Source organism: Flavobacterium sp. GT3P67, assembly GCF_004349155.1.
Lineage (GTDB): Bacteria > Bacteroidota > Bacteroidia > Flavobacteriales > Flavobacteriaceae > Flavobacterium > Flavobacterium ranwuense.
In genome coordinates this window covers 47,356-73,911 of the sequence record NZ_SMLF01000003.1, presented here as the reverse complement: position 1 = coordinate 73,911, position 26,556 = coordinate 47,356, and the positions used below count along the sequence as shown (strand labels likewise).

Annotated in this window: 32 protein-coding genes; 14 read left to right on the top strand and 18 right to left on the bottom strand. The window is 34.6% G+C overall.

Translation table 11 applies throughout. The features are described from left to right. Positions 1 to 44: 44 nt before the first annotated feature. From E0H99_RS06675 to E0H99_RS06650, 6 genes are read left to right on the top strand one after another with little or no spacing between them, the layout of a single operon-like run. The gene (locus E0H99_RS06675) at positions 45 to 944 is read left to right on the top strand and encodes a MerR family transcriptional regulator (protein ID WP_165930266.1); all 900 of its coding nucleotides are present in this window, start codon (positions 45 to 47) and stop codon (positions 942 to 944) included. Positions 945 to 980: 36 nt separating this feature from the next. Further along, on the top strand, positions 981 to 2,456 hold the full coding sequence (locus E0H99_RS06670) for a phytoene desaturase family protein (RefSeq protein WP_131992816.1): 1,476 nt from the start codon (positions 981 to 983) through the stop codon (positions 2,454 to 2,456). Between the two features lies 1 nt (position 2,457). Continuing rightward, positions 2,458 to 3,297, top strand: coding sequence for a phytoene/squalene synthase family protein (locus tag E0H99_RS06665; protein WP_131992813.1), 840 nt, complete (start codon positions 2,458 to 2,460; stop codon positions 3,295 to 3,297). Positions 3,298 to 3,344: 47 nt separating this feature from the next. After that, positions 3,345 to 3,785: a sterol desaturase family protein gene (locus tag E0H99_RS06660; protein ID WP_131992810.1), complete on the top strand. Its 441-nt coding sequence runs from the start codon at positions 3,345 to 3,347 to the stop codon at positions 3,783 to 3,785. 8 nt (positions 3,786 to 3,793) lie between these two features. Continuing rightward, positions 3,794 to 4,255, top strand: coding sequence for an SRPBCC family protein (locus E0H99_RS06655; RefSeq protein WP_131992807.1), 462 nt, complete (start codon positions 3,794 to 3,796; stop codon positions 4,253 to 4,255). Then, the gene (locus E0H99_RS06650; protein WP_131992804.1) at positions 4,255 to 5,550 is read left to right on the top strand and encodes a cryptochrome/photolyase family protein; all 1,296 of its coding nucleotides are present in this window, start codon (positions 4,255 to 4,257) and stop codon (positions 5,548 to 5,550) included. Before E0H99_RS06655 ends, E0H99_RS06650 begins: the two co-directional genes overlap by 1 nt. Positions 5,551 to 5,633: 83 nt before the next feature. Here E0H99_RS06650 and E0H99_RS06645 read toward each other — a convergent pair whose 3' ends face one another. From E0H99_RS06645 to E0H99_RS06605, 9 genes are all read right to left on the bottom strand, one after another. Continuing rightward, on the bottom strand, positions 5,634 to 7,052 hold the full coding sequence (locus E0H99_RS06645; protein WP_131992801.1) for an SDR family oxidoreductase: 1,419 nt from the start codon (positions 7,050 to 7,052) through the stop codon (positions 5,634 to 5,636). Positions 7,053 to 7,117: 65 nt separating this feature from the next. After that, a complete protein-coding gene (gene folE, locus E0H99_RS06640; RefSeq protein ID WP_131992798.1) occupies positions 7,118 to 7,717 on the bottom strand; it encodes a GTP cyclohydrolase I FolE in 600 nt (199 codons plus the stop codon). 53 nt (positions 7,718 to 7,770) lie between these two features. Then, positions 7,771 to 8,454 carry an SDR family NAD(P)-dependent oxidoreductase gene (locus tag E0H99_RS06635; protein WP_131992795.1) on the bottom strand — a complete coding sequence of 228 codons (684 nt, stop codon included), beginning with the start codon at positions 8,452 to 8,454 and terminating at the stop codon, positions 7,771 to 7,773. A gap of 50 nt (positions 8,455 to 8,504) precedes the next feature. Further along, on the bottom strand, positions 8,505 to 8,789 hold the full coding sequence (locus E0H99_RS06630) for a TIGR03643 family protein (protein WP_262711301.1): 285 nt from the start codon (positions 8,787 to 8,789) through the stop codon (positions 8,505 to 8,507). Positions 8,790 to 8,823: 34 nt separating this feature from the next. Continuing rightward, entirely contained in the window at positions 8,824 to 10,308 is a 1,485-nt protein-coding gene (locus tag E0H99_RS06625) for a cryptochrome/deoxyribodipyrimidine photo-lyase family protein (protein ID WP_131992793.1), read from the bottom strand. Between the two features lie 7 nt (positions 10,309 to 10,315). Then, entirely contained in the window at positions 10,316 to 11,620 is a 1,305-nt protein-coding gene (locus tag E0H99_RS06620) for a DASH family cryptochrome (RefSeq protein ID WP_131992790.1), read from the bottom strand. Then, a complete protein-coding gene (locus E0H99_RS06615) occupies positions 11,596 to 11,730 on the bottom strand; it encodes a DUF2256 domain-containing protein (RefSeq protein WP_131992787.1) in 135 nt (44 codons plus the stop codon). The genes E0H99_RS06620 and E0H99_RS06615 overlap by 25 nt, the downstream gene beginning before the upstream one ends. Next, the gene (locus tag E0H99_RS06610; protein WP_131992784.1) at positions 11,730 to 13,037 is read right to left on the bottom strand and encodes an ABC1 kinase family protein; all 1,308 of its coding nucleotides are present in this window, start codon (positions 13,035 to 13,037) and stop codon (positions 11,730 to 11,732) included. The genes E0H99_RS06615 and E0H99_RS06610 overlap by 1 nt, the downstream gene beginning before the upstream one ends. Continuing rightward, complete coding sequence (locus E0H99_RS06605) at positions 13,037 to 13,696, bottom strand: TetR family transcriptional regulator C-terminal domain-containing protein (protein WP_131992782.1); 660 nt, start codon at positions 13,694 to 13,696, stop codon at positions 13,037 to 13,039. The genes E0H99_RS06610 and E0H99_RS06605 overlap by 1 nt, the downstream gene beginning before the upstream one ends. A gap of 114 nt (positions 13,697 to 13,810) precedes the next feature. On the opposite strand from E0H99_RS06605, the gene E0H99_RS06600 reads away from it, so the two are divergent. Continuing rightward, positions 13,811 to 14,728, top strand: coding sequence for a TIGR01777 family oxidoreductase (locus tag E0H99_RS06600; RefSeq protein WP_240723452.1), 918 nt, complete (start codon positions 13,811 to 13,813; stop codon positions 14,726 to 14,728). A 2-nt stretch (positions 14,729 to 14,730) separates the two neighbouring features. Here the strand turns inward: E0H99_RS06600 and E0H99_RS06595 are convergent, their stop codons facing one another. The 4 genes from E0H99_RS06595 to rmuC form a co-directional block, all read right to left on the bottom strand. Next, positions 14,731 to 15,270 (bottom strand): YceI family protein, encoded by a 540-nt coding sequence (locus E0H99_RS06595; RefSeq protein WP_131992779.1) that lies wholly within the window; start codon positions 15,268 to 15,270, stop codon positions 14,731 to 14,733. Between the two features lie 178 nt (positions 15,271 to 15,448). Further along, a complete protein-coding gene (locus tag E0H99_RS06590; protein ID WP_131992776.1) occupies positions 15,449 to 15,994 on the bottom strand; it encodes an acyl-CoA thioesterase in 546 nt (181 codons plus the stop codon). Beyond that, positions 15,995 to 16,360: a 6-phosphogluconate dehydrogenase gene (locus E0H99_RS06585; RefSeq protein WP_131992773.1), complete on the bottom strand. Its 366-nt coding sequence runs from the start codon at positions 16,358 to 16,360 to the stop codon at positions 15,995 to 15,997. A gap of 7 nt (positions 16,361 to 16,367) precedes the next feature. After that, positions 16,368 to 17,738, bottom strand: a complete 1,371-nt coding sequence (rmuC, locus tag E0H99_RS06580) for a DNA recombination protein RmuC (protein WP_131992770.1) — start codon at positions 17,736 to 17,738, stop codon at positions 16,368 to 16,370. 137 nt (positions 17,739 to 17,875) lie between these two features. On the opposite strand from rmuC, the gene E0H99_RS06575 reads away from it, so the two are divergent. After that, positions 17,876 to 18,523, top strand: a complete 648-nt coding sequence (locus tag E0H99_RS06575; RefSeq protein WP_131992767.1) for a Pr6Pr family membrane protein — start codon at positions 17,876 to 17,878, stop codon at positions 18,521 to 18,523. A gap of 54 nt (positions 18,524 to 18,577) precedes the next feature. Here the strand turns inward: E0H99_RS06575 and E0H99_RS06570 are convergent, their stop codons facing one another. After that, positions 18,578 to 18,943 carry a hypothetical protein gene (locus E0H99_RS06570; protein ID WP_131992764.1) on the bottom strand — a complete coding sequence of 122 codons (366 nt, stop codon included), beginning with the start codon at positions 18,941 to 18,943 and terminating at the stop codon, positions 18,578 to 18,580. A gap of 170 nt (positions 18,944 to 19,113) precedes the next feature. On the opposite strand from E0H99_RS06570, the gene E0H99_RS06565 reads away from it, so the two are divergent. The 3 genes from E0H99_RS06565 (at position 19,114) to E0H99_RS06555 (ending at position 21,907) form a co-directional block, all read left to right on the top strand. Next, positions 19,114 to 19,689: a pseudouridine synthase gene (locus E0H99_RS06565; protein ID WP_131992761.1), complete on the top strand. Its 576-nt coding sequence runs from the start codon at positions 19,114 to 19,116 to the stop codon at positions 19,687 to 19,689. A gap of 57 nt (positions 19,690 to 19,746) precedes the next feature. Beyond that, entirely contained in the window at positions 19,747 to 20,202 is a 456-nt protein-coding gene (locus tag E0H99_RS06560; RefSeq protein ID WP_131992758.1) for a tRNA (cytidine(34)-2'-O)-methyltransferase, read from the top strand. A 97-nt stretch (positions 20,203 to 20,299) separates the two neighbouring features. Next, positions 20,300 to 21,907, top strand: coding sequence for a class I SAM-dependent methyltransferase (locus E0H99_RS06555; RefSeq protein ID WP_131992755.1), 1,608 nt, complete (start codon positions 20,300 to 20,302; stop codon positions 21,905 to 21,907). A gap of 1 nt (position 21,908) precedes the next feature. Here the strand turns inward: E0H99_RS06555 and E0H99_RS06550 are convergent, their stop codons facing one another. The 4 genes from E0H99_RS06550 to E0H99_RS17400 all read right to left on the bottom strand — a co-directional run bounded on the left by E0H99_RS06550 (position 21,909) and on the right by E0H99_RS17400 (position 25,217). Next, the gene (locus E0H99_RS06550; protein ID WP_131992752.1) at positions 21,909 to 22,691 is read right to left on the bottom strand and encodes an ABC transporter ATP-binding protein; all 783 of its coding nucleotides are present in this window, start codon (positions 22,689 to 22,691) and stop codon (positions 21,909 to 21,911) included. Further along, entirely contained in the window at positions 22,691 to 23,722 is a 1,032-nt protein-coding gene (locus E0H99_RS06545; RefSeq protein ID WP_131992750.1) for an iron ABC transporter permease, read from the bottom strand. The genes E0H99_RS06550 and E0H99_RS06545 overlap by 1 nt, the downstream gene beginning before the upstream one ends. 1 nt (position 23,723) lies before the next feature. Continuing rightward, positions 23,724 to 24,866 carry an ABC transporter substrate-binding protein gene (locus E0H99_RS06540; protein ID WP_131992747.1) on the bottom strand — a complete coding sequence of 381 codons (1,143 nt, stop codon included), beginning with the start codon at positions 24,864 to 24,866 and terminating at the stop codon, positions 23,724 to 23,726. A gap of 90 nt (positions 24,867 to 24,956) precedes the next feature. After that, complete coding sequence (locus tag E0H99_RS17400; RefSeq protein ID WP_233206937.1) at positions 24,957 to 25,217, bottom strand: hypothetical protein; 261 nt, start codon at positions 25,215 to 25,217, stop codon at positions 24,957 to 24,959. Here E0H99_RS17400 and E0H99_RS17395 point away from each other — a divergent pair. From E0H99_RS17395 to E0H99_RS06525, 3 genes are read left to right on the top strand one after another with little or no spacing between them, the layout of a single operon-like run. Beyond that, on the top strand, positions 25,135 to 25,341 hold the full coding sequence (locus E0H99_RS17395; RefSeq protein ID WP_240723460.1) for a DUF5522 domain-containing protein: 207 nt from the start codon (positions 25,135 to 25,137) through the stop codon (positions 25,339 to 25,341). The two genes, E0H99_RS17400 and E0H99_RS17395, sit on opposite strands and share 83 nt — an antisense overlap. Before the next feature lie 2 nt (positions 25,342 to 25,343). Continuing rightward, positions 25,344 to 25,859 carry a bifunctional adenosylcobinamide kinase/adenosylcobinamide-phosphate guanylyltransferase gene (gene cobU / locus E0H99_RS06530; RefSeq protein WP_131992741.1) on the top strand — a complete coding sequence of 172 codons (516 nt, stop codon included), beginning with the start codon at positions 25,344 to 25,346 and terminating at the stop codon, positions 25,857 to 25,859. Continuing rightward, a complete protein-coding gene (locus E0H99_RS06525) occupies positions 25,856 to 26,500 on the top strand; it encodes a diphthine--ammonia ligase (protein ID WP_131992738.1) in 645 nt (214 codons plus the stop codon). Before cobU ends, E0H99_RS06525 begins: the two co-directional genes overlap by 4 nt. The last annotated feature ends 56 nt before the right edge of the window (positions 26,501 to 26,556 follow it).

The window sequence follows — 26,556 nt, the reverse complement described above, 5'->3', positions numbered from 1 at the left end:
TTATATTAAAATTTATTTTACATTTGTTTATTAAATTTAGATAAATGATAAACAATATAAAAAGTGTGTTTAGTATTAAAGATCTTGAAAATCTTTCAGGAATCAAAGCGCACACGATACGAATCTGGGAAAAAAGATATGATATTCTTCAACCGATGCGTACAGATACTAATATCCGATTATATGATTTGGCTAGTTTGCAAAAACTATTAAACATTACTTTGCTACACGACTATGGATATAAAATTTCAAAAATAGCTACGTATCCTCAAGATAAAATCCCGTCTCTTGTACGAGAAATAATTTCGAATAGAACAGCCAAAAGCCATGCTGTGAGTGAATTTAAGATGGCGATGATGAATTTTGACCAAGAATTATTTTTCAATACTTACAATTGGTTGATTGCTGACAAATCATTCAAGGAAGTATTTCTTCAAGTTTTTATTCCTTTGATGAACGAACTGGGATTATTATGGCAATCAGATACCATAACGCCGGCTCATGAGCATTTTATCAGCTATTTAATCAAACAAAAATTACTCATAAATACTGAGAAATTGCAGGTTTTAAAGCAAACTAAAAAAGATAAAGTTTTTGTGCTTTCTCTTCCTATGAATGAAATTCATGAACTTGGGTTGATGTATTTAAATTATGAAATTTTATTATTGGGTTATAAAACCATCTATCTGGGTGAAAGTATGCCCATCAGTAATTTAAAAGATTTAAAAAAACATTTTGACTCCATTATTTTTATTTCCTATCTCACGGTGCAACCTGAAAGAGATATTTTGGACGAATACATCCAAAAAATGTCTGAAGAATTACTGGATGATACTACTGAATTATGGTATACTGGACGTTTGGTTGAGTTTATTAATAAAGAAGGACTCTCAGATAAAATATCAATTTTCAATTCCATTTCTGAATTAGTGGATGAAATTTAATTTTTTGTTTAAACTTTTCGTATATTTGCTAAACAAATGAGAGAAATAAAAAAAGTTGCAATTATAGGTTCTGGGTTTTCTTCGCTTGCTGCTTCCTGCTATTTAGCACAAAGTGGTCATGATGTTAGCGTGTATGAAAAAAATGCGACAATTGGCGGAAGAGCTCGACAATTAAAAATGGAGGGTTTTACTTTTGACATGGGACCAAGTTGGTACTGGATGCCAGATGTGTTCGATCGTTTTTTTGCTGATTTTGATAAAAAAACTTCTGATTATTACGAGTTAATAAAGTTATCACCAGCGTATCGTGTGTATTACGGAATCGATGATTTTATTACCATTGCGGATAATTTAACCGATATAATATTTGCTTTTGAAGCGATTGAAAAAGGTAGTGGAAAAATATTAAATGATTTTATGGCTGAGGCCAAAAGCAATTATGATATTGCCATAAAGAATTTAGTATACCGTCCGGGAGTTTCTCCACTGGAGTTAATAACCGTTGAAACGGCTAAAAAAGTAGGACAGTTTTTCAGCAACATCAGTAAAGATATACGTAAGAAATTTAAAAATGAAAGGCTGATTCAAATTCTGGAATTTCCAGTTTTGTTTCTTGGTGCAAAACCATCCGATACGCCTTCGTTTTACAGTTTTATGAATTATGCCGATTTTGGTCTTGGAACCTGGCATCCAAAAACAGGAATGTTTGATGTGGTTCGTGCCATGGAAAGTTTAGCATTAGAATTAGGAGTCAAATTCAAAACGAATTCTAATATTGAAAAGATAATTGTTGAGAATAAAACAGCTAAGGCTTTAGTTGTAAATGGCGAAACAATTGCTTCCGATTTGATTTTGAGTGGTGCCGATTACCATCATACCGAAACATTATTGGATCAAGAACATCGTGCGTATTCTGAGAAATATTGGGACAGCCGAGTTTTCGCACCTTCATCATTATTGTTTTATGTTGGTTTCAATAAAAAAATAGATAATATTTCACATCACGCATTATTTTTTGATGTCGATTTTTATCAGCATGCTAAGGATATTTATGATGAACCACAATGGCCAAAAGAACCGTTGTTTTATGCCAATTTTCCATCAGTGACAGATAAAACTGCCGCTCCCAAAGGAATGGAGTCCGGTTTTTTTTTAGTGCCTCTGGCTCCAGGAATCACTGATAATGAGGCGTTACGAGAAGAATATTTTGAAAAAATAATAGATCGTTTTGAAACGTTAACACAGCAAAGTGTGAAAAATAATATTATATTTAAAAAATCATTTTGCAAAAACGACTTTGTATCGGAGTACAACTCTTATAAAGGAAATGCATACGGAATGGCGAATACGTTATTGCAAACCGCTTTTTTGAGACCTAAATTAAAAAGTAAAAAAGTAAAGAATTTATATTTCACAGGTCAATTGACCGTTCCGGGACCGGGTGTTCCGCCAGCATTAATTTCAGGAAAATTAGTGTCAGAATTAATTAACAAGCAATTTTCAGAGCAATAATATGAAGCAATTATTTGATGACGTATCTTTTAAATGTAGTAAGCTAGTTACAAAAAACTATAGCACCTCTTTTTCTATGGCGGTTTACATGTTGTCGCCTAGTATAAGAGATGCCATTTATAGTATTTATGGATTTGTTCGTTTTGCCGATGAAATTGTAGATTCATTTCACGGTTTTGACAAAGAAAGTTTAATCACGGAGTTTGAGGATGAGTATTACAAAGCAATCGAAAGAGGAATAAGTTTAAATCCAATCTTGAACTCTTTTCAGCAAACGGTAAAGAAATATAACATTACTGATGACTTGATTCAGGCTTTTTTGAAAAGTATGAAATTAGATTTAATCAAATCCGATTATAACAGCAAAGCTGAATATGATGAATATATTTATGGCTCTGCAGATGTGGTTGGATTGATGTGTCTAAAGGTTTTTGTTGACGGTGATAATAAACGATATGAGCAACTAAAAGACGAAGCCATGCGATTGGGTTCTGCTTTTCAGAAAGTTAATTTTTTGAGAGATTTGAAAGATGATAATTTGGTATTGAACCGAAATTATTTCCCGGGAGTCGATTTGAATTCATTCGATGAAAAAGCTAAAACAGCAATCATCAATGAAATCGAAGAAGATTTCAAAGTCGCCTATGAAGGAATTGTGAAATTGCCAATAGAAGCTAAGTTTGGAGTTTACACCGCCTTTGTGTACTACAAAAAACTACTAAAAAAATTAGAAAACACACCTTGCGATGAGATTGGAAATGCAAGGATTCGGGTTTCTAATTATACCAAAGCAGGTCTCTTGGCGCAATCTTTTGTAACGTATAAATTAAAATTGGTATAAAATAATACCAGTTTTGAAAAGTATATTTTTAATTAAATAAAAAAACAATGATTTCTTTTTTAATCTTTTTGGGTGTTTTCCTTTTCATGGAATGTGTGACATGGCTTACACATAAGTACATTATGCACGGTTTGATGTGGTATTTTCATGCCGATCATCACCAACCTAAATACGCCAATGTTTTCGAACGAAATGATTTTTTCTTTCTAATTTTCGCTATACCCAGTATCTTACTTTTTTACTTTGGAGTTGAAGGCGGAATGAACTATTTGTTTTTTATTGGTCTCGGAACCACATTTTACGGATTTTGTTATTTCATGATTCATGATGTCTTGATCCACCAACGTTTCAAGTGGTTCAAAAACACCAATAACAAGTATTTGATTGGATTACGCAAAGCACACAAAGTACATCACAAACATTTGGGTAAGGAACAAGGAGAGTGTTTCGGAATGCTATTCGTGCCTTTTAAGTACTATAAAATTTAATTGTAAAAATGAAACTCTATAAAAAAGAAAGCATTCAACATGTTAATGCAAGTTTAGAAGAATGTTGGGCTTTTTTTTCCAGTCCAAGTAATCTTCAGAAAATTACACCGGAAACAATGGGTTTCGAAATCACAGATTTCGATAATAAATCCATGTACGCAGGGCAAATAATACAATACAAAGTATCACCACTTTTAGGATTAAAATTGCCTTGGGTTACTGAAATTACATTTGTAAAAGAGAATAGTTATTTTATCGACGAACAACGTTTTGGTCCTTATGCATTGTGGCATCACAAACATTTTTTTGAAGCCACTGAAAACGGAGTAAAAATGACTGATTTGGTTCATTATGCGCTGCCTTTGGGTTTCATTGGTCGCATTATGAACACACTTATCGTAAAAAATAAATTAAAAGCCATTTTTGATCACAGACGTGTTATGGTAGATCAAATGTTTAATTCAAAATAATGGTGAAACAAGAAGTATCTTTTTTTTGGTTCAGACGCGATTTGCGTTTAGAAGATAACGTTGGATTATTTCAAGCTTTGAAGTCTAAATATCCAGTGATTCCGTTGTTTATTTTTGATGATTCCATTTTAGACAGTTTACCAAAAAACGATGCTCGAGTAGGTTTCATCTACGAATCACTTTCAAAAATAAATCAACAATTACAGGAAACAGGAAGTTCTGTTTTGGTAAAAAAAGGAAAAACTATTGACGTTTGGCAATCGCTGATTCAAGAATTCGATGTCAAAGAAGTTTTCTTCAACAAAGATTACGAACCGTACGCCATACAACGTGACACCATTATTTGTGAAATTTTGGAAGCCAACAATACCATTTCTTATTCTTTTAAAGACCAAGTAATTTTTGAAGAAAAAGAAATCATAAAGGCTGCTGGATTGCCGTACACGGTTTACACTCCTTTTAAAAATAAATGGTTAGAAAAATACAAATCAATGGCTCCGGTTCCAGAATATGATGCCACGGATATGTTTTCTAATTTCCATAAAAATAGTTTTACTTTTCCAACATTAGAACAAATAGGTTTCGAAGAAAGTCCAATAAAAGTAAAGCCGTACAATTTAAAATTCATTGCAAATTATCACGATATAAGGGATTTTCCAGCCTTGGACAAAACCTCATATCTTTCGCCACATCTGCGTTTTGGAACCGTAAGCGTTAGGAAATTAGTCAATTGGGCATTTCATAAAAATGATGTCTTTTTGAGTGAATTGATTTGGAGAGAATTCTTCATGCAAATTTTATTCAGTTTCCCAAAAGTCGTAACACAAAACTTCAAATCAGCGTATGATGGGATTCAGTGGCGTAATAACGAAGATGATTTCAAACGTTGGTGTTCGGGAACAACTGGATATCCTATGGTCGATGCCGGAATGCGTCAGCTCAATGAAACCGGATACATGCACAACAGAGTCCGAATGGTCGTGGCGAGTTTTCTCTGCAAGCATTTATTGATTCAGTGGCAATGGGGTGAAGCTTATTTTGCTCAAAAATTACTGGATTATGAATTGTCTGCCAATGTAGGAAACTGGCAATGGGCGGCAGGAACCGGTTGTGACGCCGCTCCTTATTTTCGTGTTTTCAATCCGGAAATACAACAGAAAAAATTTGACGAAAAAGGAAGCTACATCCGAAAATGGATTCCAGAATTTGATTTAGGTTATGGAAAACCAATGGTAGAACATGCTATGGCTAGAGACAGAGCGATTGCGACTTACAAAGCCGGAATTTTAAAATAAAAAGATAAAGATTGAACGGATTCATAATTCGTTCAATCTTTATTTTCCTTTTTCAAGCAGGTATAGAAAAGGATATTTGTTTACTAACGGATCAATTTCTTCAGCATTCCCTCGAAAATAAATCCATGAAATGGCAAAACGGAATACCAGTATAATTTTCCCCAAATTCCTCTTGGTCTGAATGTTGCGGATTGGTACAAAGTATTTCCTATTATTTTGAATTCTAACCAAGCTTCACCTGGTAATTTCATTTCGGCAAATAAAATTAACTTTCCCTCTTCTTTATTGGCATACAAAACACGCCAAAAATCTAAGGCATCACCGGAATGAATGTCATGTCGGTTCGTTCTTCCTCTTCGGGAACCCACGCCACCGTATAATTTGTCTATAAAACCTCGTAAATTCCAAAGCCAATCGCCATAATACCAACCCGAATCACCACCAATGGACCAAACTCTGCTGATGGTAAAATCGCGGTCTATGATTTCCATTTTACGGCGGTCGATGTAGCAATCCTTTTTTGGAACTTTCAAATACTCCGACATATTGCTGCTAAAACGCCCGCTGATTAAGGAATCTTTCCAGCTCGAAGCTACTTTGTCTTCGTCTACTTTTATCAAAGCACGGGAAAGCGCTTGTTTGTAGGTCATAGGAGAAACATTCAATAAAGCATTGATTCTGTTATCACTGCAAACCACTTCGACTTTCATACTGCTAACCAATGCTGATGCGAGTCTATACGATGTTGAGGTTACAAAATACAACCAATACGAGGATAATTTTGGAGTCATTATTGGGACAGTAAAAATCCATCGCTTTAGTTTTTTTGCTTCTGCAAAACCCAAAAGCATTTCTTTGTACGTTAAAATATCCGGTCCGCCAATGTCAAAACTCTGATTGTAGGTAAGCGGATTTAATAAGGATTTGGATAAAAAATCAAGTACATCTGGAATTGCAATCGGCTGGCATTTTGTGTTGAGCCATTTTGGAGTTATCATAATGGGCAATTTATTCACTAAATCCCGAATGATTTCGAACGAAGCACTTCCAGAACCCACAATAATTCCAGCTCGTAAAGTTGTCGTGGCAAACGTTCCAATATTTAAAATTTCTTCTACTTTTTTCCTGGATGATAAATGTTTCGAAAGGGATTTGTCATTTACGATTCCGCTCAAATAAATAACTTGTTTTGCTTCGGTTTCATTCAATCGTTGCACAAAATTCAGTGCTGACACGCTTTCTAATTCATCAAAATTATTAGCAGATCCTGACATGGAATGCATCAGATAATAAGCAGCATCAATAGCATCTGGAATGGCTTTCAATGTTTCTTGTTTGAGAAAATCGACCTCAATTACGGTAACACTTTTTTGAAATTCTATTGGACAATAAAACCTGTTTTTATCTCTTACACAACAGATTATTTCATGTCCTTGTGCCACCAACAAAGGCAAAAGTCGCTTCCCGATATAACCTGTTGCACCTGTTAAGAGAATTTTCATGATTTTGTGTTTTTTTGCCGTTAAGGCACTAATTTTATAATTTAAAAATCGTGATGTTATTAAAATTAACTCAGTTTATTAGAAACCAAACTAATAAATTCTTTTCTGGTTTTGTCTTTTTCGAAAGCACCGGTGAAAGATGATGTTGTGGTAACTGAGTTTTGTTTTTGAATGCCTCGCATTTGCATGCACATGTGTTGGGCTTCAATAACAACGGCTACACCAAGTGGATTCAAAGCGTCCTGAATACAGTTTTTAATCTGGTCTGTCAATCGTTCCTGAACTTGCATTCTTCTGGCAAAAGCATCCACGACTCTTGGGATTTTACTTAAACCTACAATTTTACCATTTGGAATATAAGCGACATGTGCTTTTCCAAAAAACGGCAACATATGGTGTTCACACATAGAGTAAACTTCGATGTCTTTTACCACAATCATTTGTTGATGGTCTTCGATAAACATCGCTGATTTTAGTATTTCCAAAGGATCTAATCCGTAACCATGAGTTAGATATTGCATTGCTTTTGCAACACGTTCAGGTGTTTTTTCAAGACCTTCACGAGTAACATCTTCCCCTAAATTTTCAATTATTACTCTATAATTAGCAGCTAAAGCTTCCGTTATTTCAGTATCGTATTGTTCGATTTTTTCGTAACTTTTCATTTCTTTTATCATGGTATGCTGTCTTTCAATATTAAGTTTGGCTAATTATTTTTTTAGATTTTAAAAGTCACTATTCCGTAATCCATTTCGAATATCTGACCTGAGATTGATTTCGTATTTTCAGAAATCAGGAAGTTTGCCATATTGGCCACTTCTTCCGGTTTCAAATAACCTTTCATCGGGTGGCGTTCCACCATATTTTCTTTCATTCGATCATTTCTTAAAATACCTGCCGAAAGTGATGTTTCGGTAATCGTGGGAGCAATGGCATTGATGCGTACTACCGAAGCCAATTCTGCTCCCAGCGATTTCACTAATCCTTCAATTCCTGCTTTTGCGGTAGCAATACTAGCATGAAACGGCATTCCTAATTTTGCGGCTACGGTGCTAAACAAAACAATCGATGGATTAGTTCCCTTTTTTAAAACAGGTAAATATTTCTGAATGGCTTTTACTGCGCCAATTACATTAATTTCAAAATCATTTCTAAAATCATCGATACTAAGACTTCCTATTGGTTTCAAATTGATGGAACCCGGACAGTAAATCAAGGTGTCAATAGTTTCTATTTCCGGAAGTGCATCCTGCAAAACATCTGCAGAAAAGTGTTTCAGATTGGGATGTGTGATATCTGGCGTGTTTCTACTAATGTTGTACACCATGTTTGTTTCTAATTGTTGCAACAAAATTGCACTACCAATTCCCTTACTACCACCAATGATTACTATGTTTTTCATTTTATATATATTGTTGTTTTAACAGATTACTGTTCACTGAACACTAATTTTTATCGTTTGGAAATTTTGTTATTATTAATTTGTCTTTGCATGGTACATTTAAAACGTCCTTTCTTAAAATCCCTTAATTTTTCATGTTTTGTTTTACGGCCTTGCACTCTTTCGCGCCACATTCTAAAACTCGAAGGTTTCATTTCGATGCGCATCAAGTCGATTACTTCTTGTTCTTTTAATCCAAATTGCATTAAAATCGCATCAAATGTGGTTCGGTCTTCCCAAGCCATTTCTATGATTCGGTCTTTGTCTAAATCAGTAAGTTCTTTTTTTATAGTCACGATATTTTATTTAATTCAAATTGCTATTGAAAAATTATTCGCTGTCGCCAATATCAGCCATAGTGTGTAACTTTAATATGCGGGAACTTTCCTCTTTTACCAATGGATTTTTCTTCATTTTCCATAAAAAATCACTGGCAAATTTTCTCGTCCGTTCCATATTTACAATTGGTTTCGGATAACTGATGCCTATTTCGAAATCATTAAATTTCTGGTCTAAATAGGTCATTTTATACGGTTCATGTACAAATCCTCGTGGCAAATTGCGCAATTCCGGAACCCATTTTTTTATAAATTCACCATCAGGATCGTGTTCGTAACTGTTCTTTATTGGATTATATATACGTAACATATTGATTCCGGTTTCACCAGCCTGCATTTGCAACTGCGGAAAATGAATTCCGGGTTCAAAATCCAAGAACATTTGTGATAAATGTTGTGTAGCTTCTTGCCAAGGTTGCCATAGATTATGTGTAAAAAACGATACTAACATGGCACGCATTCTAAAGTTCAAATAACCGGTTTCATTCAAGCACCGCATAGATGCATCGATTAATGGAAATCCCGTTTTTCCTGTTTTCCAAACTTCAATATAATTTTCATTGACTTTCTTTTTCAACGAATGGAAGCCTTTATTGACACTTTCAAACTCCATGACTTCTTCCATTTCAAATTTTTGAATGAAATGGGCCTGCCAAGTCAGTCTGGATATAAAAGAGTCAATTTGCTTTTTATGGCTGCACGTCAATCTGAACGATGCTGCTTTTTGCAAAACTTGCCTGGATGATATATTTCCCCAAGCAATGTATGGGGATAATCTGCTGCAACTTTTTCGAGCCAATAAAGGTTTTGAAATATGGGAATTATAATTGTGATAGCGCTCGTCAAAGAAGTTTTGTAAATATTTACCAGCCATTGTGCTGCCTCCTTTTTGAAAAACAGTATCCGGAATGGTTTCTAAATTTGTCTTTTCTAATGCTTTTTCGAGTTCTGTTATTGCTTCCGTATCGAGGAAATTTTCTGCTTTCGAATCAAAAATAAATTGGAGTTCATTCATGTATTTTTCCCATTTTGAAACCCAATCCGTTCTGTTTCTCAACGCTCTAAAAATTCCGTTATTGGTGTTTTCAACCCAATTGATTTGATTGTTTTTACAAAAACGTTTAAAGGTTTTGTCTCTTTCGTACGTGATTTTTAATCCCGTTTCCTGATGCGAAAAAACCGAATCTATTTTATATGTTTCTTGTATAGTATTGAAAACGGGAAGCACCTCTGAGGACACCGCTAAAACATGTGTGTTCGATTGTTCCAGTTGTTTATTGATATCTACAAGCGATTGCTTGATGAAATTCCAATGTCTCGGACTGTAATGCGAATCGTTTTCTAAAGATTTTTCGAATACATAAAGCAACAAAGTAGGTGTATCAGTTTGTGTAGCATTAAAAATCGCTTCGTTATCCTGTAAACGAAGGTCCCTTTTAAACCAAACTACATTGATATGTTTCTTGTTTGTATTCATTTAATTTTTAAAATAATTGTTGTTGCAGCCATAATTTCTGGAATTTTGATTGCCCGTCGTAATTTTCAGCTTGTAGCTTAATATTGAATTTTCGATCTCTTAGGTCGTTTCCAACTCCTGAAACATACATCCAATTCCCGTAATTGCTGTGTACATCGTAATCAATAAGCATCGCTTCAAAATAAGCGGCTCCGATACGCCAGTCTAACAGAAGCTCCTTTGCAAAATAAGATGCTACATTTTGTCTCCCGCGATTACTCATCCAGCCTGTTTGTTGTAATTCAATCATGTTGGCATTTACAAAAGGCTCTTCTGTCGTGCCGTTAATCCAATTGTTTATGTCTGATGGATTGGTTTTCCAATCGTATTTTTTGTCTAAAATTCCTCCAATTTTAAAAATCGAATTCCCATTTTTCATCGAAACATATTTAAAATAATCCCTCCAAATCAGTTCGAAAATCAACCAATACGTAGAATCATTTTTCCTGATTTGTTGCTCATATCTAACAATCTCCCAATAAATAGTTTTCGCCGAAATGGAACCGTTTGCCAACCAAGGAGAAAATTTCGAACTAAAATCAGTCCCAATTAATCCGTTGCGAGTCAATTTATAAACACTTAGTTTTTTGGTTTTCCAAAAATAATGCTCCAGTCTTTGTAGCGCTTCGTTTTCACCACCGCAAAAAGGAAATGCCGTTCTGGAATCTATTTCAAAATCACTAAATCCCAATGTTTCCATCGTAGGAATTACAGTTTCGTTTGTGGTCCAATTTTCTTCAGACTTCGGTTGAACTGCGAATTCAGATCTGACTTTTGTCAATTTTTCACACTGATTCCTGAATTGTGTAAAAACATTTGGAATCGATGAAATGTCAAACGGAATGTCTTCAGGATAAAATAGAAACTGATTGTAAGTGCTTTTGAACGCTACTGAATCCGAAACTTTCGATTTTATATTCTCTAAAACTTCCATTTCCTCACTTGTCCATTCTTCTTGAAAGTAAACAGAATTAATTTCGTTTTGAGCTACAATTTCGGGAATAGAATCTTCGGGATTTTGATGATACACCAAAAGTTGAATATTTAATTTTTCCAGATTTTGTTTCAATGCTGTTACCGATTCAATTAGGAATTTAGCCTGGAATTTCTCTGTTTTCTTAAAACCAAATCTTGTTTGTTTAAAATGCCTTGGATCAAAACAGTACATCGCGATTACGATTTCATTTTCATCAATAGCATTTGTCAAAGATTCATTATCATTGACTCTCAAATCATTTCTAAACCAGACTAACCCTTTTTGTTTCTTTTGCATTTTTCACTACAATATTTGACTTCGTCCCAAACCTTTTCCCATTTTTTCCGCCAGCTAAAAGGTCGGTTACAAACCAAACACATTTTTGAAGGCAGATTTCCCTTTTTCACTAGTTGTATTTTTGATATTCATTGACAACGATTTTCGCTTTCAAATCAAACATCAAATTGTATAATCCAAAAAAAGTTCGGTTCATATAAATGAAGTGTTTGGAACCTCGATTGCCATTCATTTTTCTAAGATTTGTGTCTTTTGAAAATCGTTCGCCCAATTGTGCGATGCTTTCAAAAAATGCTGCGTCCGAGAAATCAAAAGTTTCGGTTTGAAAAGGTTTAGTGAAAAGCGATAACAAATCGTAAAACATTTGAGTGAAATACGCCACTTCCTCTTTGGAATCATCCACTCTAAGGATTTCTAATTCGAATAATTTTTGGCTAAAAAGTTTCTTGTTATCAATTACTTCTTTGTTTATTAATTCGAAATAAGGAATATAGAAGTCATTAGGGATTAGTTTCATACAACCAAAATCCAGTGCCACTAATTGGTTTTCATCGTTAATCAAGAAATTTCCCGGATGCGGATCAGCATGTACTTTTTTCAGGATATGTATCTGATACATGTAGAAATCCCATAAAGCTTGACCAATTTTGTCTGCGATTTCCTGATTGTCATTTTTATTGGTAAACTCCGAAAGATGTATTCCTGTCATCCAATCCATCGTGATAATCTTCTCCGATGAATATTCAGAATAGTAATTCGGGAAAACCAAATTTTCAATCTTTTTACAGGCTTCAACAACTTCTTGGCTTTGTTTCAATTCCAATAAATAATTGGTTTCCTCAATCAATTTGTCTTCAACTTCCTTAAAATACTTGTCAGAATCTTTCCCCTGAAGGTTAAACATTCTAATCGCTATTGGTTTTACCAAAGCCAAATCTGACGAAATACTATTGGCAACGCCAGGATATTGGATTTTTACAGCCAGCTTTTTACCATCTTTTACTGCAACATGAACTTGTCCTATACTTGCGGCATTAACAGAATTAGCATTGAATTCATCAAAAATTTCATAAGGTGTTTTTCCAAAATTTGTCTTGAAGGTTTTTAACACTAATGGTGCCGAAAGTGGAGGAACAGAAAATTGTGAAAGTGAAAATTTTTCTACATAAGCCTGCGGCAAAAAGCTTTTGTCCATGCTTAACATTTGCGCTACTTTCAGCGCACTTCCTTTCAAACTTTTCAGTCCGTCATAAATATCTTCTGCGTTATCTTCGTTGAGTTTGTCACGAGTCAAATCTGAATTAACCATTTTTTTTCCGTAATATTTCAGGTAGTTTACACCAACTTTTGCACCTGTTTGCACCAGTTTTGTAGCTCTTTCAATTTTTGTAGTAGGTATGTAGTCTATCGTTTTCATTACTTGTTGTATATTTTTTCTTTGAAAATAAATTTTCCAAAGTCTATTAAGCTATCTAGCGGAGTGATGTTCATCAATTCAAATGTGGCTTTTACAGACTTCTCAATATAGATGTCTGTTTTCTCAAAAGCAGGAGAAGAATCATCTAGCCAGAATTTTAGCGTCAATAAAAGTTGTATCCAAGACGTTTCCTGAAATGCTTTCTCTTGGAAATTTTGAAGTTTTTCTTGTTGCGTTCTAAACTCGTCTGAGATTATTTCAATCAGATAATTTTTAAAACTGTTTCTAAGTTTAGAAAGTTGCATTAGTTTCTTTAATTGAATGTTGTGTTCTTTTAAAACGAGCATAACATAACTTCTGTTCGCTGTTAGAATTTCAAAAAAAGTAAAATAGAAACTTAGCATTTTACTTTTCATATCATACATCTCGTATTCTTTGTTTTTATTCAGTAATTCTACCGTTTTTTCTAAAAACATTTTAAAAATCTCTTTCTCGATACTTTCTATAGTTCCAAAGAATGTATAGAAATCAGCTTCCGTAAAATCATTTATTTTTGCAAAATGATATACTGATTTCGGTTTTTCACTATGATCGAGTACATAGTTCATGTACATTAAAACTATTTTGTCCTTTGTTAGTATTGTTTTTTTAGCAGCCATTTTTTGTATATTTCTAATTAAAGTATAAAGATATGAAATGTTTAACTATATATTAATAAAGTTAAACAAAATTTAATATAATTTTATATCATTATAAATCATTAGCTTTACATTATGATGAAAAAAAATGTGTTAATCAGTGGAGGTTCAGGATTTATTGGCAGCCATTTAACAGGCTTATTGATAGCGAAAGGGTACTCAGTTTCCATCTTGAGTAGAAGTGAAAAACAAAACAAGGGTGACATTTTCTATTACAAATGGGATGTTATAAATCAGACTATCGATGAAGAAGCGGTTTTAAAAGCTGATTATATGATTCACTTAGCAGGTGAAAATATTGCTGAGAAAAGATGGACCGCCAAACGAAAAGCTGCTATTATAGACAGCCGGGAAAAATCTACTCAGTTGTTGTATTCCGTTTTAAAAAAGAACAATAAAAAACTCGAAGCTTTTATTTCAGCTTCGGCGGTAGGTATTTATGGAGCCGTAAATGGCGAAGAGATTTGTTCAGAAAACACGCCTCCTGCAAATGATTTCTTAGGGTATACCTGCCAGAGATGGGAAGGGACTTTGGATTTTATTGAAAACTTGCATATTCGAACCGTAAAAATCCGCACGGGATTGGTATTAGGGAAAAATGATGGTTTTTTAAAGAAACTGCTTCCTTTATTCAAGTTTAGATTGGGTTCTGCATTGGGTTCCGGAAAGCAATACATGCCATGGATTCATGTTGATGATTTATGTAGCATCTATTTTCAGGCAATAGTTGATTCAAATATGGAAGGACCTTATAACGCAGCAATGAATGACAATACGACCAATACTATTTTTTCTAAAACATTGGCGCGTATTTTTGGTTATCCTATTTGGTTGCCTAATATTCCTGTTTTTGTATTAAAATTGGTACTGGGGGAAATGGCTATAATTGTCCTGACTGGAAGAAGAGTCTCATCTGATAAAATTGAACAAACTGGTTTTCAATTTCAATTTAAAAATCTTGAAGTGGCATTAAGAGATTGTATAGCAAAATAGATTTATTCTAAGACACAAATGAGTTGTGTGTTTACACTTTTAGATATCTTGCTGCGAACAATAAAAGGAATTTGAATCATAAAATCATCAGTGTTTAAGGGAAATTGAGCGTTAATTTCAATTCGTTTATCCACTTTTTTTAGGGTACTATTAATGCCTATTTTTCTAGTTCTGCCATGAATGGTAATTTTCCCATTTATTTTATATTCTTTAGCGACTGAATTGATATTTTTTAAATCAAATTTTTCGATTTTACCTTTAAAAACTGCTCTGGGATATCGGTTGCTTTCCATGTAGTTTTCATTAAAATGTTCTTCCATCAGATTTCTTTCAAATTTGAAATCTTTGATGTTCATCCAACAGGCAATCTGTCCCGTTTTAGTTATCAAAATACAGGTTGTTTTTTCATTCATTGCTTTCACTTCTTCAAATAAAGGGATTGAAGCTTCAAAATGTATGGTGCCTCCATAAGTTACCATTTTTTCTTGAGCAATAGTTCTAAACGCAATAACTAGTAATACTATTAGAGTAATTTTTTTCATAGTGGTTTATGAATTAAATTACTTAAAGTTACGAAATAAACAAATGAAATAAAAGCATTAAGCCGTTGAAAAATCACCAAATCAGTTAATTTTTCAAGGTTTTTTTAATCAGAAATTAGGTTGTAATTCTAAAATGTAATATTCGTAGAAAAGCCGTCTTTACCAATGATTATTACAATCATAGTTCCAACTTAATGTTGTATTTTTTTAAGTTCTCTAATGATTCTTTTGAGGTGTAATCAAACTTTTCTTCGTGTAGGTCTTTTTCCTTTTTTAAGGCGATTTGTTTGATGCAATTGCAAAAGCGACGTACTTCATTAAGATTGGACAGAATTAATCCGGGAACAAGCATGCTATTGCCTTCTTTGTCTTTGGCGACCATAGTAAAATAAGACGAATTACAATGTTTAATTTTTCCCGTTTGAATATTTTCGGCTTCTACACGAATGCCAATAATCATGGAACTGTTACCTACATAATTGACACTGGCTTTCATTGTAACGAGTTCGCCTACTTCTATTGGTTTTAAGAAATTCACGGTATCTACTGAAGCGGTTACGCAATAATTTCCTGAAAATTTTGAAGCGCAGGCAAAAGCGATTTGATCTAATAAAGACAAAATATAACCTCCGTGTATCTTTCCGCTAAAATTAGTGTGTGACGGTAGCATCAATTCTGAAATTCGAATATTAGAGGATGCGACAGTTTTAAAGGTACGGTTCATTTATTTTATTTTAAAAGGAGAATTCACCATTTTTACGTCTGTAATAAAGTAGCGCGTATCGCCCCACCAAGGAAATGTTCTATAGCGTTCCACATAAGTTACCTGAACATATTTACCTTCCATATCTTTCAAATCAGTAATCACTTTTTCCTGATTGTCCATCACCGAAAAAGAGAAAATCTGTGCTCCAGAAATCCCTTGACTTATTTCGCCCTCCCAAGTTTTGAATGCAACTCCTTTTCGGCTCACTTTTATTAGTTCGCCTGAACGTACCCCTTCGCTATACGTGGCATTGTATAAAAAAGCGAAATAACCGGCAACTGATACTACAAGTATTAATGCAATAACCATTAAAAATTTCCTCATTCTTTGTTTAGTTTAAAAGTTGATTTTCGTCTTTTTCTGCTCGATTTAATATGCTTTCCGGAAGTGCTTTCTTCGCTTTGGCTCCCATTTTTTTCAATTTCTCCACACTCACGATTAAGTTTCCTTTTCCTTCCACGAGTTTATTCATGGCACCGCTGTATTCTATTTTACTCTCGTCTATCTTCTTTCCAATTTTGATTAAATCACCTACAAAACCCTCAAATTTATCATACAATGCGCCAGCTTGGCGCGCAATTTCCAAAGCGTTTTCCTGTTGTTTTTGGTTGGTCCACATGCTGTCAATAGTTCGTAAAGTAGCTAATAAAGTCGCAGGCGTAACTATGACAATGTTCTTCTCAAAGGCTTTGTTGTACAAACTCGTATCTTCATTAAGTGCCATAGCAAATGCGGGTTCAATAGGAATAAAAAGCAAGACAAAATCAGGACTTTCTATTTGGTATAAATCGTGGTAATTTTTATTGCCTAATTGTTCTACATGGCGTTTGATGGAATTGACGTGTTCTTTTAGATATCCGATTTTCAGAATATCATCTTCCTCATTGATGTATTTTTCATAAGCTGTCAAAGAAACTTTAGAATCGACAATCATCTTTTTACCATCCGGCAGATTGATGACAACGTCAGGAAAAACGCGATTTCCATCTTCGGTAGTGAAAGCTTGTTGTACTTCATATTCACGGCCTTTTTCTAATCCTGATTTTTCAAGAACGCGTTCTAAAACTAATTCGCCCCAATTCCCCTGCATCTTGCTGTCGCCTTTCAAAGCTTTTGTCAAGTTGATGGTTTCTTTGCTCATTTGGATATTCATTTCTTGTAAGCCTAGAATTTGTTGGCGCAAAGCTGCATGATAATCAATACTTTCTTTGTGTGTGTCTTCAACTTTCTTTTCGAACAAATGAATTTTATCCTGCAAAGGCGACAGGATGTTTTTCATGTTTTCCTTGTTCTGCTCCGTGAATTTAGTAGACTTTTCTTCTAATATTTTATTGGCGAGATTCTCAAATTCTTTGGTGAATTTTTCCTGTAATTTTTCGACTTCTTCTTTCTGTTCTTTGTTGCGCTCCCAAAGATTTTCAAAATCAACTTCCTTTTTAGAAAGCTGGATGGCTAAGCTGTCTTTTTCGTTTCGAATACTTTCTTTCTCAGTATTGGTGTTTTCTAATTGTTTTTCAAAAGTTGTTTTGTCTACAATAATCTGTTCTTTTAGTTGATTGAATTGGGAAGAAAATGCAATCAGTTTTTCTTCTAAACTAATTTTTTCCGACTGGAATCGGGCAGAGAAAATCAGTTTACCGATGAAAATACCAATAACGAGAGCAACAATGAAAATCAATAAAAACGGAAGCATATTTGACATAGAATTTCTTTTTGTAAGTTTGTAAAAATAAACAAAAGTTTCCTTGTTTCCTTTCGGAAATCAAAATACTACCTTAAGTTTTAGTATTGAGGGATTTGTAAATTTAGTTGTCAATTAATTTTTATACTTTTAAAAATATGCAGGATAAATCTTTAAAATTGAATTCTCGTTTTTTTGCAATTATAGCTATTGTCGGTTGGTTTGCTGTTGTATTGCAATTGTATCTTATCATTATCAATCGTGTGGCCTCTCTTCCGGAGACAATTGTTCGATTTTTTAGTTTTTTTACGATTCAAACGAATATTTTGGTGGCTATATGTTTTACTTTTCTTTGGCTTAAGCCAAAATCCAAATGGGGTTTGTTTTTTTCGAAACCTAAAAACACAACAGCAATTACGTTATACATCACCATTGTAGGACTTGTTTACAATGCGATTCTGCGATTTTTATGGGCTCCAACGGGTTCTCAAAAAGTAGTGGATGAATTGTTGCATTTGGTTATTCCAATTTTGGTTTTCGTATATTGGATTCTTTTTGTTCCTAAAAAAGCATTGGGATTCAAAGACATTTTCCTTTGGCTGATTTTCCCTTCCTTATATTTGGTTTACACTTTAATTCGGGGCGCTTTTTTTAATTTTTACCCGTATCCGTTTATCGATGTGAATCTGTTGGGTTACAATACAGTGTTGCTTAACAGCTTTTTTATGCTATTGGCTTTTCTTTTTTTTGGGACTTTATTGATTGGGATTGGGAAAATAAGAAGCAGTAATTTAGATAGAAAATAAAAATGGCCAATACGGAATTAGATTTGTATTGGCCTTTTTAAACTAAATTAATTTTTATTCGTCTAGTTTGATATTCCCTCTGTCTTCTTTGTTATCAGGATGTTCATTAGGATATCGATTTGGGATGATGTCTGAGTTATGATCTTTATTTTCTACCATTTTTTTAGCTTGTTCTTCGGAAACATTCGCGACATCTGAACTTAAGTTTTTAGGAGTACAGTCCTCATTCTGTTCGAGAGTTCCGTCAATATTACGTGCTCTTTGAACAATTTTTTGATTTCCATGACTATCAGTTTCTACCTCTGATTTTAGATGTGATACTTCAGGATTCGTATTTTTGGCTAGATTCTGACCGCTAAATCCTTCGTTTATATTTTGCTTATTGTTTGTTTTTTTTGAACCTAAATCGTTATTTTCCATGATGTTTAATTTTAATGATATCATATTAGCTATTATAATATTACGTCTTTTAAACGAAGTAATTTAATCATTTAACTTAGCTTTTGGTTTACACCAATAAATGTATCGCAACACTATTTTAAATCCAGCAAAAACAAAACTATATTTGCACGCACAAATAATACAATAAAATGTCTCATTCTCATTTCATCATTCACAAACCTTACGGGTATCTGAGTCAGTTTATTTACGAGTTAAAAAGAAAAAAGAAACTGCTTGGAGAATTGCACAATTTTCCCAAAGGAACGATGGCAATAGGCCGTCTTGACGAAGATTCCGAAGGATTATTGTTGTTGACCACGGACGGAATGATGAGCGAAATCATAAGAAGTAAAAAAGTCGATAAAGAATACTATGTTCAAGTTGATGGGGTTATCCATCAGGAAGCAATTGAGCAATTGCAAAAAGGTGTCGAAATAGGTTTTAATGGCACCAAATACATAACGAAACCTTGCAAGGCGTTCCTGATAAACGAAATTCCCGATTTTGGTGCAAGAGGGAAAAAAATACGGGATGAACGTCACGGACCTACTTCTTGGGCTTCCATTACAGTCAATGAAGGAAAGTTTCGCCAAGTACGAAAAATGACTGCTGCTGTGGGTTTTCCTACGTTACGATTGGTTCGTGTTCGAATAGGAAACGTACATCTTAATGATTTACAAGCGGGAGAAGTTCTGGAAGTAGAAAATTTTCAAATAGAAATTTAAAGGATTTGATCTGAATTTTTCAATTTTTTAATTTTTCAATCTTTAAAAAAGTATAATATGTTAAACATCGTTTTAGTAGAACCTGAAATCCCAAATAATACGGGAAATATTGGCCGATTGTGCGTAGGTACCGAAAGCCGTTTGCACTTAATCCATCCTTTTGGGTTTGTCATTAATGATAAAAACCTGAAACGTTCCGGCCTGGACTATTGGGTGCACCTTGATGTTACAGAATATCAAAATCTAGCCGAATGGAAAGTACAAATTCCAGATTTATCCCGGGTTTTCCTGATGAGTTCCCATGCTGAAAAATCGTATTTGGAGAATGATTTTCAAGATGGTGACTGGTTGGTTTTTGGAAAAGAAAGTAAAGGTTTGAGTGCAGCTGTCTTAAACGAATTTCCCAATCATCTGACAATTCCAATGTCGCCGTTAATTAGAAGTTTCAATATTGCAAATTCAGTGGCGTTTGTCATTGGCGAAGCAAAGAGGCAAATAACCGGTAAATTTTAGACTCTAAAAATACAGTCCGTTTTATGGGTAAAATGTCATATATTTGAGAAGGTGATTCCGGATTAAATTGTATTTTCCCTCCTTTAAAGCTTATTTTATGATTGATAAAGTTCTCCTTAGAAGTACCATTTTCAAACATTTGGATGGTTTGGTTACTGCACCTGTTGCGTATGAATTGCATAAAAAAGGAGTGCTGTCTTATATTCTTGACCGAAAGGAAGTGACACTTACCGAACTTACCTCACATTTTAAAGCAAATGAAGGTTATCTCAACTTGGGTTTACGGAATTTATGTTCTCAAGGATTTCTGAATTATCATGTCAATAATGCTACCGATACAATTAAATTTAGCATCAATGATAAAAGTGAAACTGCTTTTTCGATGTTTCATTTGTATAAAGATGTGATTGATTTATTGCATTTTTCGATGCAATTTCACCCTAGATTATTTGAAGAAGCTCCTTTTGAACGGTTGCGTGTTATTTTCGAAAAATACAAGCGCAATTACGAAATTTCTTTTTCGATTGATCCGCTGACGAATTCTGTTCAGCATCAGATTTTAACACATATAGAAGGATGTTTGGTAGGTCCTACTTTAGTTCGTCTTGGGATGAGTGGCATGTTTCACAAATATTTTATGGAGATTTCCTTCCGTCCCGAAGAATTTCATAAGTCCCCCGAAAATTTCAAAATAATTCTCGATTTCTTTACTCATTTGGGGTGGTTTACCCAAAAAAAAGGGAATTATCAGTTTACGGAAATGGGTTTGTTTTTTGCCAAAAGAGCTGCTGCTTATGGTGTGACGGTTTCTTATTTGCCTACTTTCAGTAAAATGGAGGATTTGCTTTTTGGTAACCCAAATATACTGCGAACGGTTGCCGAGGGTGAAGATGAAATTCATGTGGACCGAGAAATGAATGTTTGGGGAAGCGGAGGCGCACATGACACGTATTTTAAAGTTGTAGATGAAATTATTATCAAATTGTTTAATTTGCCAATTGAGGATCAGCCAAAAGGAATTCTCGATATGGGTTGTGGAAACGGAGCATTTATTGAACATATTTATACTGTAATCGAAAGACAAACCTTGCGGGGAAAAATGCTGGATGACTATCCTTTATTCCTTGTGGGTGCCGATTATAACCAGGCGGCGTTGAAAGTAACCCGAGCCAATTTAATCAAAGCTGATATTTGGGCCAAAGTAATTTGGGGAGATATTGGCCAGCCGGATTTGTTGGCCAATGATTTATTGGAAAATTATAACATTGATTTGAAAGATTTGCTGAATGTGCGAACCTTCTTGGATCACAACCGAATTTGGGAAATGCCTAAACAAATCACCAAAGGCAGACTGAGTCATTCCACTGGAGCATTTGCACATAGAGGAGAACGAATCCATAATAGTTTGGTCGAAGAAAACCTATTGGAACATCTGCATAAATGGTCGCCATATGTTCGGAAATTCGGATTGTTAATGATTGAATTGCATACGATTGCTCCAAATTTGACTGCTGCTAATCTGGGGAAAACGGCTGCTACGGCTTATGACGCCACGCATGGCTTTTCGGATCAGTATATTGTTGAAATTCCGGTTTTACACAAAGTAGCTGCTGAAGCGGGATTGTATCCGGATCCTAATTTCTTCAGGAGATTTCCGGATTCTGATTTAGCGACTGTCAGTATTAATTTATTGAAAGGGCAATGATTTAGACAATTGTAAACTTCCCTTTGTCAGCGTCAAAAACAATATGTTCATCTTTGAATAAAGTATTAAAACTTCCTTTAGAAATAAAATTACAAGGCTCGTCTTGAAGCACTGTTTCCGGTGTCATGATAATCATTTCGTCACTCAATTGTATCGCCATATCAATATCATGGGTAGAAAATAAAATGCATTTTCCGGTTTCATGGGTAAGCTTTTTCAAAAGTTTGAATAAAGCTACTTTATGCAATAAATCCAAATGAGTGGTAGGTTCATCTAAAATTATTAACGGAGTGTCTTGGGCCAATGCGCGTGCAATCAACACTTTTTGTAATTGTCCGTCACTGATCTCATAATGTTTTTTTGTTGCTAAATGACTGATTTGAGTCAGTGCCATGGCCTCGTTAACTTTTACAATATCAAGATCCGATAAAGTTCCCATCCAATTGGTGTAGGGCTGTCTTCCTAAAGCAATGAGTTCAAAAACGGTTAAATTACTGGGCGGTAATTTTTCAGTCAAAACGATACTTAGGTTTTGTGCTAAATCCAAAGGTTCGTAATCAGTAATTTTCTTTTCATTCAAGAATACAGCACCGGAAAGCGGTTTCTGGATTCCCGTTATCGTTTTTAAAAGGGTAGATTTTCCGATGCCATTGGCACCAATTAAAGCAATCAGTTTTCCTTTTTTTAAAGTAATAGAGATATTCGAGGCCACTACGATTTTCTCTTTTTTATGAGAATAGCCAATGCTGATTTGAGACGCTTGTAAGATGATTTTTTTTTCCATTAGGCAATCATTTTTCGTTTACTGACCAACAACCAAATTACTACAGGAGCCCCAATTATTGACGTCACCGCATTGATTGGCAAAGTGATCTCCAATCCGGGCAATTCTGAAATTACATCACAAATAAGCATAATCGAAGCCCCTAAAAGTAACGTACTCCAATACAAAACCGAATGGTTGCTGGTTTGGAATACTAATTTTGCTATGTGCGGAACTGCCAGTCCTACAAAGGCAATTGGGCCTGCATACGCGGTGATGCTTCCGGCTAAAATACTTGTTGCAAAAATAATAATTAATCGTGTTTTTTTGAAATTCAAACCTAAACTGCGAGCGTAATTTTCGCCCAATAACAATGCATTCAGTGGCTTGATGCTAAACAGACTTAATAATAAGCCAATTCCCACACAAACGGATAAAATTAATATAGAAGACCACGATAAGTTGCCTAAATTTCCCATGGACCAAAACGTAAACTTTTGCAATTGTTCAGCCGAACTAAAATACGTAAGAACACCTACTATTGCGCTGGTAAAACTACCAAACATTAACCCTACAATTAAGATGGCCATTGTATCGCGCAACCGTTGTGATACCATTAAAACGGCGAGTAATACAATAGAGCTTCCTATAGTTGAAGCTAAAACAACACCATACGAGGATAGTAAAATTGTACTTAGAAAAGGCGGAAGTAAGCTCGCTCCTAATATTACGAAAGCAACGCCTAAACTGGCACCAGAACTCAGTCCTAAAACATAAGGTCCGGCCAATGGATTTCGAAATAAAGTTTGCATCAGTAAACCACTGATTGATAATCCCATTCCAACGAGAATTGCCGTAATGGCTTTGGGTAACCGATAATTGATGATAATATATTCCCAAGTAGATTTACTCGCTTGACCACCCGTTAAACTGGTATAGACTTCTTTAAAAGGTATGGTGATGGAACCAAAACTAATGTTTACAAAAAACAATAGAACAAGCCCCAAAGTAAGCAAGAAAAATAGAATCGTATTTCGTTTTTGATTCGCCAATTTAATTTAGTTTTTGTGCAAAAGTAAAAGTATAATTTGGAAGCAGTTCAGGATGGAAGATTTTAATGTAATCTTTCAAGACCAAATCCGGTCTGCTTGGCGCCAATTCATAATAAATGGTTCCTCCTGTTGCGCCTAATTTACTTTCAAAAGTATATACATTTTTAGATTTTAAAGCGTCAAATTGCCCGTAATGCGTATTGCTGTTTTCGAATTCAGTACTATTTTTAAAAGAACCTGTTGCTATCCAATATTTCGCTGTTTTTGCTTTCTCTAATATTTTTTCAAAAGGCAAACTAAGACTTCCTGTTCCTTCCACATTTGCCCACAAATAATTTGCTTTGGCATCTTTCATAAATTGGGCTACCCAGCTATTTCCTCTTGCTACATACCATTGATTTTGATACATAGATCCGTATAAAACGGTTGCTGTTGGTTGTTGGGTTGCAACCAATTGTATCGCGTCATTGTAATTTTTAACGATTCCATCAAAAAGCGTTTTGGCTTCTTTTTCTTTTCCAAATAAAGCACCGTACAGCTTAATCCATTCTGCTTTTCCAAGCGGCGTTTGTTCCATCCAGTCCGCTTGTATGAGTACATTAAGTCCGCTTTTTTGTAAATTATCAATCATCGGATTGTTGTTGTCAACTCCAAAAGTTACAATTAAATTAGGCGCCAAATCAATGAGTTGCTCCATGTTTAATTTTTCGTTTTGTCCTATATTTTTAACAGCGCCACCATCAATTAGTTTTCTGGTTTTTTCAGAAGAAACATAATCAGTATGCGGAAAACCCACCAGTGATTTTTCAACTCCCAGCATTTCCAAAAAAGGAATATTGGTCGTTGAGGTAACGACGATTGATTCTAAAGGAACTGAAATTGTTGTGTATTTTTGAAGGCTATCAGGAATGCTGCCGTTTTTTTCTTTTAATATATAAGTGAAGTTTTTATTGGCTTCAGGCCAAGGATTTGAAACCGTCACTACTGAATATCCTTCGTAGGTATTAATAGAAAGTCCCGAGGCATATTCGATTGCATTTTTTGAATCAGTACTTTCTTTTACGGTTAGGTTTTCGCTTTTTTTACATCCAACGAAAGTTGAAAAAGAGAGAACAAAAAGGATTAATTTAAAGGTGAATTTCATGATTTAATTTTTCGATAGCGACAAAGGTATACCAAATTTATAAAATTTCTTGTTTATTTTTAGCAGTAAAAAATTGAACAAATACTATCTTTACGAAATGAATAGCATTAAAGTCAAAAACTGTTCTACTTGCGGAACTCCTTTTAATTGTGGGGACACACCTGAAGGAAGTAAATGCTGGTGCAATAATTTTCCACCCATTTTTACTCCGTCAGAAGTGGTGGATTGCTTGTGTTCCAGTTGTTTTACAACTGCCTGCTCCACTAAAATTGACGAATATGTTGCAACACTATCTTCTGAAACTGCAACGGATAATAAAGCCAAAGATTTACCCAAAACGACGAATCTCATAGAAGGAATTGACTATTATTTAGAAAATGGGAACTATGTTTTTAAAGCTTGGTTTCATCTAAAAAGAGGTAATTGTTGTGGCAATGGATGTCGACATTGTCCGTATGGATTTAAAAAAATATAAAAATGATATATTTAATAACTGGCGGTGAACGCTCCGGTAAAAGTAGTTATGCCGAAAATTTAGCAAAAGGATTGTCGGATAAACCAATGTATGTGGCTACAGCCCGAAAATGGGATGATGATTTCCAAAAGAGAATCGATCGCCATCAAAAAGATCGGGACGAACGATGGATTAATATCGAAAAAGAAAAACACTTGAGCGAAATTGATTTTTCGGAAAAAGTAGCTATCGTCGATTGTGTTACGCTTTGGTTAACGAACTTTTTCGTGGATACTAAAAACGATGTTCCCTTGTGCTTAGAAGAAGCTAAAGCCGAATTTGACGCCATTGCCAATCAAGAAAATGCAACTATAATTATTGTAACAAATGAAATAGGAATGGGCGTTCATGCAGAAACTCATATTGGTAGGAAATTCACCGAACTTCAAGGTTGGATGAATCAATATATAGCTGCAACTGCCGATACCGTTGTGCTTATGGTTTCTGGAATTCCTGTAACGATAAAAGGGAAAAAATGAATTTTGTAACTTCTTGGAGTGGCGGAAAAGACAGTTGTTATGCAATGATGCAAGCAATTCAGCAAGGATTTATTCCAAAAGTGCTGCTCAATATGATGAATGAAAACGGAAAAGTTTCCCGTTCTCACGGATTGCCTTTGTCTATTTTGAATCAACAAGCCCAAAAAATGGGATTACCTCTGGAAGGAATTCCCGCAACTTGGGGTGATTATGAAGCCAAATTCATTGCAGTTTTGAAAATGCTGAAAGCCAAATATGATTTGGAAGCAGCCGTTTTTGGTGATATTGATTTGCAACCTCACAAAGATTGGGAAGATAAAGTATGTGCAGCAGCATCGCTAAAAACAATTTTACCTTTGTGGCAACAAGACCGAATTATTTTGGTAAACCAAATGCTTGAAAACGGAATTGTAACGATGATTGTTTCTTGTAATATAATGATGGGAGAACATTATTTGGGAAAAATTTTGACCAAAGAATTAGCCCACGAATTACACGAAAAAGGCATAGATCCTTGTGGTGAAAATGGGGAGTTTCATACGTTGGTAATTAATTGTCCGCTGTTTTCGGGAGCGATTGAACTGCCCGAATTTACTAGAATTACCTATGAGAATTATTGTTTCATTGTTTGGGAAGAATAACTTTTCAATAACAAAATCAATATCAAAGCAATGTTTTTTCAAATTAATTTTGCCAT

Bases quoted from the DNA above. Each gene is read 5' to 3' on its own strand.
- E0H99_RS17400 (WP_233206937.1), bottom strand. From the start codon at position 25,217: ATGAGATTCGTCGTTTTGGGTAAATCTTTGGCTTTATTATCCGTTGCA.
- E0H99_RS06610 (WP_131992784.1), bottom strand. From the start codon at position 13,037: ATGAAAACGATAGACTACATACCTACTACAAAAATTGAAAGAGCTACA.
- E0H99_RS06620 (WP_131992790.1), bottom strand. From the start codon at position 11,620: ATGCAAAAGAAACAAAAAGGGTTAGTCTGGTTTAGAAATGATTTGAGA.
- E0H99_RS06590 (WP_131992776.1), bottom strand. From the start codon at position 15,994: ATGAACCGTACCTTTAAAACTGTCGCATCCTCTAATATTCGAATTTCA.
- E0H99_RS06555 (WP_131992755.1), top strand. From the start codon at position 20,300: ATGATTGATAAAGTTCTCCTTAGAAGTACCATTTTCAAACATTTGGAT.
- E0H99_RS06660 (WP_131992810.1), top strand. From the start codon at position 3,345: ATGATTTCTTTTTTAATCTTTTTGGGTGTTTTCCTTTTCATGGAATGT.
- E0H99_RS06575 (WP_131992767.1), top strand. From the start codon at position 17,876: ATGCAGGATAAATCTTTAAAATTGAATTCTCGTTTTTTTGCAATTATA.
- E0H99_RS06540 (WP_131992747.1), bottom strand. From the start codon at position 24,866: ATGAAATTCACCTTTAAATTAATCCTTTTTGTTCTCTCTTTTTCAACT.
- E0H99_RS06655 (WP_131992807.1), top strand. From the start codon at position 3,794: ATGAAACTCTATAAAAAAGAAAGCATTCAACATGTTAATGCAAGTTTA.
- E0H99_RS06595 (WP_131992779.1), bottom strand. From the start codon at position 15,270: ATGAAAAAAATTACTCTAATAGTATTACTAGTTATTGCGTTTAGAACT.
- E0H99_RS06675 (WP_165930266.1), top strand. From the start codon at position 45: ATGATAAACAATATAAAAAGTGTGTTTAGTATTAAAGATCTTGAAAAT.
- E0H99_RS06550 (WP_131992752.1), bottom strand. From the start codon at position 22,691: ATGGAAAAAAAAATCATCTTACAAGCGTCTCAAATCAGCATTGGCTAT.
- E0H99_RS06645 (WP_131992801.1), bottom strand. From the start codon at position 7,052: ATGAAAATTCTCTTAACAGGTGCAACAGGTTATATCGGGAAGCGACTT.
- E0H99_RS06570 (WP_131992764.1), bottom strand. From the start codon at position 18,943: ATGGAAAATAACGATTTAGGTTCAAAAAAAACAAACAATAAGCAAAAT.
- folE (WP_131992798.1), bottom strand. From the start codon at position 7,717: ATGAAAAGTTACGAAAAAATCGAACAATACGATACTGAAATAACGGAA.
- rmuC (WP_131992770.1), bottom strand. From the start codon at position 17,738: ATGTCAAATATGCTTCCGTTTTTATTGATTTTCATTGTTGCTCTCGTT.
- E0H99_RS06605 (WP_131992782.1), bottom strand. From the start codon at position 13,696: ATGGCTGCTAAAAAAACAATACTAACAAAGGACAAAATAGTTTTAATG.
- E0H99_RS06585 (WP_131992773.1), bottom strand. From the start codon at position 16,360: ATGAGGAAATTTTTAATGGTTATTGCATTAATACTTGTAGTATCAGTT.
- E0H99_RS06670 (WP_131992816.1), top strand. From the start codon at position 981: ATGAGAGAAATAAAAAAAGTTGCAATTATAGGTTCTGGGTTTTCTTCG.
- E0H99_RS06560 (WP_131992758.1), top strand. From the start codon at position 19,747: ATGTTAAACATCGTTTTAGTAGAACCTGAAATCCCAAATAATACGGGA.
- cobU (WP_131992741.1), top strand. From the start codon at position 25,344: ATGATATATTTAATAACTGGCGGTGAACGCTCCGGTAAAAGTAGTTAT.
- E0H99_RS06600 (WP_240723452.1), top strand. From the start codon at position 13,811: ATGATGAAAAAAAATGTGTTAATCAGTGGAGGTTCAGGATTTATTGGC.
- E0H99_RS06565 (WP_131992761.1), top strand. From the start codon at position 19,114: ATGTCTCATTCTCATTTCATCATTCACAAACCTTACGGGTATCTGAGT.
- E0H99_RS06525 (WP_131992738.1), top strand. From the start codon at position 25,856: ATGAATTTTGTAACTTCTTGGAGTGGCGGAAAAGACAGTTGTTATGCA.
- E0H99_RS06635 (WP_131992795.1), bottom strand. From the start codon at position 8,454: ATGAAAAACATAGTAATCATTGGTGGTAGTAAGGGAATTGGTAGTGCA.
- E0H99_RS06650 (WP_131992804.1), top strand. From the start codon at position 4,255: ATGGTGAAACAAGAAGTATCTTTTTTTTGGTTCAGACGCGATTTGCGT.
- E0H99_RS06625 (WP_131992793.1), bottom strand. From the start codon at position 10,308: ATGAATACAAACAAGAAACATATCAATGTAGTTTGGTTTAAAAGGGAC.
- E0H99_RS06665 (WP_131992813.1), top strand. From the start codon at position 2,458: ATGAAGCAATTATTTGATGACGTATCTTTTAAATGTAGTAAGCTAGTT.